Below are 6,000 nucleotides of genomic sequence, written 5' to 3'. Positions count from 1 at the left end.
GGGTAGGGGAGGGGGGTCATAGTGAAACCCGGGCATCTCGATGGCCCGTGGATAGGTCCACCAGGGGTTTTGGGCCAAGTGGGGGTTATCGGGGTCGGGAAAGGGGCGGCGGTTTTGGTCCAAAAAGGCGTACTCGAGGTAGGCCGCAGGGGGAAACTCGAGGGTAAGCGGGGCTTCGATGGGGATGGGCCGGCGGCTCCAGTCGGTGAAGTCACCTACCAGATAGCGGGCATTAGGGGGGGGCGTAAAGGTGACGCTGCGGGGATGTACCTCGACCATACGGATCTACGTTACCGCACCCCCGGTTTGGCCAGGGGCCTGGGCATCTGCCTGTTGTCGCAGGCGTGCGATCAGAGGGCGCAACCGCTCCCGCTTGAGCTTGAGGCTCTGGCGATTGACGATCAACCGGGTGGAAGAACGGGCCCACACCTCCACCTCCACCAGGCCATTGGCCCGCAGGGTAGCTCCGGTGGAGACCAGGTCCACGATGGCATCGGTAAGGCCGGTGATGGCGGCCAGTTCAACATTCCCGGCCAGCTCCACCACGTCGGCTACGATGCCGCGCTGGCGCAGGACTCGAGCCGTGAAGTTGGGGTATTTGGTGGCGATCCGCCGCAGCGGACCGTTTTCCCCCGGCAGCCGAATCAGCGACAGGCGACAGACCCCGGTGCGGAGATCCACCGGTTCGTACACATCCCGGCCTGACTCCAAGAGCACGTCTTTGCCTACGATCCCGAGGTCGGCGATCCCCAAATCCACATAGGTGGGCACATCGTGATTGCGCAGCTCGAGGAGCGCCACCTCCCCGGGTTGGCCATGTAACAGGGCCCGTTCGGCCCCGAAGGCTGGAAGCCTCAGCCCAGCCTGCTGCAAAGCCCCATAGCCATCATTGAAATTGCGGCCCTTGGGCAGCGCCACCACCAGCGAATAACGCCCTCCGATCATGCTTGCCTCGAGCGGCTCCCAACCCGCTTCATAGCTCCAAGTCTACGACACGAATACGGCGGGCCCTGAGGCCCGCCGGTATGGGTATGAGTGCAGCAGACCGGCAAAATTTTAGAATTCCTCGTCCCACTCTACGATGGTCTCATGGGTTGACCTCGAGCTGGATTTATTGGCCTTGGAGGTTGATCCGGGCAGGGTGGGGGAGTGCAGGGGGGCTTCTCGAGGGGTTCGGTCAGGCAGTAGGCCGAACTGGGCGGCGATGCCGCGCAGGCCAAGGATTGAGAAGGCCACCGCCAAGAGCAGGGTGAGCCCCCACACGAGCTGCATGACCAGGTTTTGCTGAACAGAGAGGCTCACCAAGCCAGCCAGGGCCGGAACCATCTCCCCCAGGGCCGCGCCGAGGTAGGATAGCCCCTCCAGCATGGCTGGCAGCAGCAGCAAAAAGAAAGCCAATCCCAGGTAGCGCCAATAGGGGTTGCGTCCCCCGAAGGTCAGGCCCAGCAAGTACAGCGGAAGGATGGAGAGGAACCCCACCAGGAGGAATAAAAAAGCCCGGGGGACACCCAGTACAGCATTCAGCAGCCCAACCTGGAATCCCTGGAGGGCTCCCAGGCTCTTGCCTTGCAGGCTCAGGCTGTTCTCCAGCAGCTCGTTGCCCAGCACGGTGAAATCAGGGATGCGCAAGCCCCCGGTACTGGCCGCCCGGTTCAGCACCGCGGCGGTGCGGGCCGCCAGGGCTGGGTTAAGGGCCTCGGTCAGGGGTTGAACCGCGCTTCGGTAGCGCTCGGCGACCTGACTCAAAGTGGTCTGGGCGGCCTCGAGTTGGCCGCTGGCGGATTGTGCCTGGGCCTCGAGCAGGCTTCCGCGCAGCTCCCGCAGGGTGCGCCGCCACACCTCGAGGCTGCGGATCCCAGCCCCCTCTAGCTGCGTGGCCACCCGCTGGGCTTTTTGCGGGTCTTGAATTAGGGGGTGCAGCTCACCCAGCAGGGAGAGAGGGCCCACCCCAGCCGGGCTTTTGGCCCCAGGCTGGGCTTTGGCCGGCAGCAGCGAGGCGGTTACAGGATGTTCTTTGGGGGCTGGGGGGGCCACCGGAGCCTGTAGACGAACCCCCCCGGAGCGGGGGGGGTTGACCGCCGCGCGAGGGGCGGTACTTCGGAGCTGGGTTTGCGGGGGGGCTGAGACGCTTTTGAGGAAGGCTTGGGCTTGGGTGCTTAGGGCTTTGGCGTCGTTTTTGAAGCCTTCCAGGTCGCCCCGGCTAAGCTTGCCCAAGGCATCCACAAAGGCCTTGGCGGTGAGGCTGCGGGCCTTGGGGGAGTCTTGTACCACCAGGTAGAGGGCGTAGGCCCGGGTGGTCTCCAGGTAGGCCTGAGGCGCGGCGGTTTGCGCCTGGGCGCGGCCCAGCGCGCTTACAATGCCCTGAGCGTAGGTGCGCTCGAAAAAGCGGCGCAGTCCATCCAGATCGTTGGCGCCAGCCAGGGTGTTGGCCTGAGCGCTCAGGCTGGCCGGCAAGCCGCTGGCCGAGAGCACCTTGGGCAACAGGGCCGCGGCCTCCTGGGTTTTTCCGCTCGAGAGGTCACTGAAGTAGGTGTCGTACAGGGCCTTGCCCAGGATGGCCTTGATGAACTGGACTCGAGCCGAGAGGTCGGTGGTGCTCTTCTTGGAAAGGGCCTGCTTGGCATCGGCCAACGATTGGAGCACCCCCTCACGCAACACCGGGGTGAGGTCGGTAGCCCCTTCGCGGAAGCGGTTCTCGGCGTCGGTGAGCACCGAAAGGGCTTGTACGGGGTTTTTCCCTTGCAGGGCCTGTGCCTGATCCAATGCGGGAGCAAGCTGGTCGTACAGCACTGCAACCGGGGCAGCCAGCCCCCAGCTTAAAAGGGCGAGTATCGCGAACCAACGCTTCATCAAGATAACCTCCTTGGATTGGGGTCTTCGCTAGCAGCTTCCATGTTGCCCAGGCGGTACAGGAGGTGTCCCAGATTGGCCTCGCTGCGGGCCAGCACCGCCAGCCAGCCCTTACCTAAAGGGCGAAGGATGGCTTGAGCCTCTCCAAACCCAGTGTAAAACACCCGGTAAGCCCCCCTTAGGGCAAGTAACCGGTGGGCGCTGCCGAGCAGATTCACCAGGCCCTTCTCGGGGCCTACGAAGCGGCTTTCCTGGCCATAAGGGGTATACAGAAGGACCCCTGTGACCCCCTCGAGCCTGGCCAGCTCGAGCACCAAGTCCTGCCGCACGGCCGGATCCCACAACCGAAAGTACTCCGTAGCCACCTCGACCGTTGGAAAAGCTGGGGGGGAAGGGGCCTTTGGGGGTTTGAGTTGCCGGAGCAGGTGCTGTAAGGGAGGGGTCAGGTGGTGCATGGGCAGCACCTGGGCCAGCTCGCGCTGCAGGGGCCCTTCGATCAGGGCTGCCCAGGCCGAGGCATCTAACTTGGAAGGGGGGGTCTTGGAAGCGCGCAGGGCCCGGCGCAGCAGATTCTCCGCCGCGGGTCTCGAGACCACCTGCATCAGCGCCTCAATGATCTGGCCTTGGACATCGGAACGGGCATCCATCTGGGCCGATTATAGGAGAGCCCTTGAGATTTCTTGGGTCATCTTGTACCATACCGGTTGCCCTGGAACTGGCTCCCCCAGTTCACCCCGTTGGGGCATCGTCTAACGGCAGGACTACGGATTCTGGCTCCGTCAATCGTGGTTCGAATCCACGTGCCCCAGCCAGCTTTTTCGCGCTACGTTGGCGCAAAGCTTGGCCCCATCGACTAGCGGTCAGGTCACCGCTCTTTCACAGCGGCGGCAGGGGTTCGAGTCCCCTTGGGGTCACCAGCAAAGCTCCCGGCCTTGGCCGGGAGCTTTTGTTATGGCAGTGAGCCAGCGAAGTCTATTGGTCATCCCACACACTTCGCAAAATAAAGTACGGCTGTATTCTGAGGCCTGGGAGGGCGAAAGCCTCGAGGGGGAACATGAACCCAACATACGACGTGATCATCATCGGAGGAGGCCCCGCCGGGCTGACCTCCGGGATCTATGCCGGCCGGGCCAACCTCAAGACCCTCATTCTGGAGAAAGGGCTGCCCGGCGGCCAGATAGCCCAGACCGACGAGGTCGAGAACTACCCCGGCTTCCCCGAGCCCATCAGCGGGCCGGAGCTTTCCGAGCGCATGGTGCAGCAGGCCAAGCGCTTCGGGGCCCAGATCGGGATGGACGAGGTACAGGGGCTCGAGAAAACCCCCGAGGGGTTTGTGGTGCGGGGCTACGAAGGAGACTACCGGGGCCGCACGGTGATCCTGGCCACCGGGGCCAATCCCAAAAAGCTGGGCGTACCCGGTGAGGAAAAGTTCTACGGGCGCGGGGTGAGCACCTGCGCCACCTGCGACGGCTTCTTCTACCGCGATAAGGAAGTGGTGGTGGTGGGTGGGGGCGATGCCGCGGTGGAGGAGGGGCTGTTCCTGACCAAGTTCGCCCGCAAGGTCACCCTGGTGCACCGGCGCGACGAACTGCGGGCCAACAAGACCGCCCAGGCCCGGGCTTTTGCCAACCCCAAGATGCAGTTCCTCTGGAACACCGTGGTGGAGACCATCCTGGGGGAGGAGACCGTGAGCGGGGTGCGCCTGGAGAACCTCAAGACCGGGGAGAAGTACGACTACCCTACGGATGGGGTCTTTGTCTTCATCGGGCACGTGCCCAACACCGGCTTCCTGAAGGGCCTGGTGGAGTTGCGCCCGGATGGCTACGTGGCGGTGCGGGACGAGATCTTCACCTCGGTACCGGGGCTGTTTGCGGCTGGGGATGTGGCCGACCCCATCTACCGTCAGCTGGCTACCAGTGTGGGGGCTGGAACCCGGGCGGCCATGGTGGCCGAGCGCTACCTGGCCGAGCAAGAGCACGCGGTGGCCCACTAAAGGAGGACGGGGTATGGAAGCGGCGATTCCGGCGCAGCCCAGCGTGCGTTTTCTGAACCCGGCCTGGTTTGCCTCGGTGATGGGTACCGGGGTGGTGGCCATGGCCCTGGCCCAGTTTGGCCTGGTCGGGTGGGCCCTGCCGTTTTACTTCCTGGCTTTGCTGGCCCTTGTGGGGCTTCTGGGGCTGTATCTGGCCAAGCTGGCGCGTTATCCGCAAGCCGTGCTGGCCGATCTGCAACACCCGCTGCTCTCGCAGATGCTGCCCACCTTGCCCATCGCCCTGATGGTGATGAGCCTGGCCACCCGTCTCCTGCCGTTGGGAGACTGGTCGCTGCCCCTGGGCCAGGCGCTTTTCTGGGTAGGCATGGTGCTCATCTTTGGGGTGGGTCTGCTGGTGGTGTTTACGGTGAGCACCCAGCTCCGGTTACCCCTCGAGGTCGCCAATGGGGCCTGGTTCATTCCGCCGGTTTCAGCGTTGCTGGTGCCGATGGCGGGCGGGCTCTGGCTCAGCACCTTCCCTAAAGTCTGGCAGAAGGAAATCTGGGTGGTGAGCGGGCTCTTTTTAGGGATTGGGTTTTTCCTCTACCTGTTCGTGCTGGTCAGCTTCTTGCAGCGCAAGTACGTGCACGGGCGGCTCGAGCCGCACTTTCTGCCCTCGGTCTTCATTGGGCTGGCCCCGGTAGGGCTCCTGGTGCTGGCCCCCTGGCGCTGGCTCGAGGCCTGGCCGGTGATTGGGCTGGCCATCTGGGGTCTGGGCTTCTGGTGGCTCTTCTACAGCCTGGCCCTGCTCCTCGATACGCTGCTGGTAAAGGCCCGCCGGTCTCAGTTTCACTTCGCCCCGAGCTGGTGGGGGCTCGTGTTTCCGCTGGGGGCTTTTACCCTCTCCACCCTGGCCCTGTCCAGAGGGCTGGAATCGGCTTTCCTGGCGGCCCTGGCCTGGGTGCTGCTGCTGCTGCTCGGGGGGTTCTGGCTCTGGGTGATGTTCTACTCGCTGCGGGCCTGGGCTGGCCTGGGGACCCTGCGTCCGCCCAAGGGCTAGGTTGTCCCTCGCTCCCCAGCTGCCGGTACAGCCCGGTGCTCGGCAAGGAGCCGCGTGGCGCGTGGTTCTAAGCTGAACGGTCTGTTCTAGAATCCCCGCAAACCCGGACGCGCTCGTT

Annotated in this window: 5 protein-coding genes, 2 tRNA genes and 1 pseudogene; 4 read left to right on the top strand and 4 right to left on the bottom strand. The window is 64.3% G+C overall.

The genetic code is table 11. From position 1 onward, the window contains the following. The 4 genes and pseudogenes from Mgrana_RS13230 to Mgrana_RS13215 all read right to left on the bottom strand — a co-directional run. Positions 1 to 279 (bottom strand): annotated as a pseudogene (locus Mgrana_RS13230) (esterase family protein); the annotation flags it as partial. Between the two features lie 6 nt (positions 280 to 285). Beyond that, entirely contained in the window at positions 286 to 945 is a 660-nt protein-coding gene (gene hisG, locus Mgrana_RS13225) for an ATP phosphoribosyltransferase (protein WP_119358075.1), read from the bottom strand. 111 nt (positions 946 to 1,056) lie between these two features. Beyond that, positions 1,057 to 2,850 carry a hypothetical protein gene (locus Mgrana_RS13220; RefSeq protein WP_119358074.1) on the bottom strand — a complete coding sequence of 598 codons (1,794 nt, stop codon included), beginning with the start codon at positions 2,848 to 2,850 and terminating at the stop codon, positions 1,057 to 1,059. Next, positions 2,850 to 3,497 (bottom strand): hypothetical protein, encoded by a 648-nt coding sequence (locus Mgrana_RS13215; protein WP_119358073.1) that lies wholly within the window; start codon positions 3,495 to 3,497, stop codon positions 2,850 to 2,852. The genes Mgrana_RS13220 and Mgrana_RS13215 overlap by 1 nt, the downstream gene beginning before the upstream one ends. 91 nt (positions 3,498 to 3,588) lie before the next feature. Between Mgrana_RS13215 and Mgrana_RS13210 the strand changes: the two genes are divergently transcribed. The 4 genes from Mgrana_RS13210 (at position 3,589) to Mgrana_RS13195 (ending at position 5,882) form a co-directional block, all read left to right on the top strand. Beyond that, positions 3,589 to 3,662: transfer RNA gene (locus tag Mgrana_RS13210), tRNA-Gln, on the top strand. Between the two features lie 30 nt (positions 3,663 to 3,692). Continuing rightward, a tRNA-Glu gene (locus Mgrana_RS13205) sits at positions 3,693 to 3,767 on the top strand. Between the two features lie 137 nt (positions 3,768 to 3,904). Continuing rightward, positions 3,905 to 4,843, top strand: a complete 939-nt coding sequence (gene trxB, locus Mgrana_RS13200) for a thioredoxin-disulfide reductase (protein ID WP_119358072.1) — start codon at positions 3,905 to 3,907, stop codon at positions 4,841 to 4,843. 13 nt (positions 4,844 to 4,856) lie between these two features. Further along, on the top strand, positions 4,857 to 5,882 hold the full coding sequence (locus Mgrana_RS13195) for an SLAC1 family transporter (protein WP_119358071.1): 1,026 nt from the start codon (positions 4,857 to 4,859) through the stop codon (positions 5,880 to 5,882). Positions 5,883 to 6,000 lie beyond the last annotated feature (118 nt).

Origin of the sequence: Meiothermus granaticius NBRC 107808 (assembly GCF_003574355.1) — a bacterium.
Classification (GTDB): Bacteria; Deinococcota; Deinococci; order Deinococcales; family Thermaceae; genus Meiothermus; species Meiothermus granaticius.
The sequence above is the reverse complement of the archived record's forward strand: the minus strand, read 5'-3'. Positions and strand labels throughout refer to the sequence as shown.

Coding starts and splice junctions, on each gene's coding strand:
- hisG (WP_119358075.1), bottom strand. CDS start 945: ATGATCGGAGGGCGTTATTCGCTGGTGGTGGCGCTGCCCAAGGGCCGC.
- Mgrana_RS13220 (WP_119358074.1), bottom strand. CDS start 2,850: ATGAAGCGTTGGTTCGCGATACTCGCCCTTTTAAGCTGGGGGCTGGCT.
- Mgrana_RS13215 (WP_119358073.1), bottom strand. CDS start 3,497: ATGGATGCCCGTTCCGATGTCCAAGGCCAGATCATTGAGGCGCTGATG.
- trxB (WP_119358072.1), top strand. CDS start 3,905: ATGAACCCAACATACGACGTGATCATCATCGGAGGAGGCCCCGCCGGG.
- Mgrana_RS13195 (WP_119358071.1), top strand. CDS start 4,857: ATGGAAGCGGCGATTCCGGCGCAGCCCAGCGTGCGTTTTCTGAACCCG.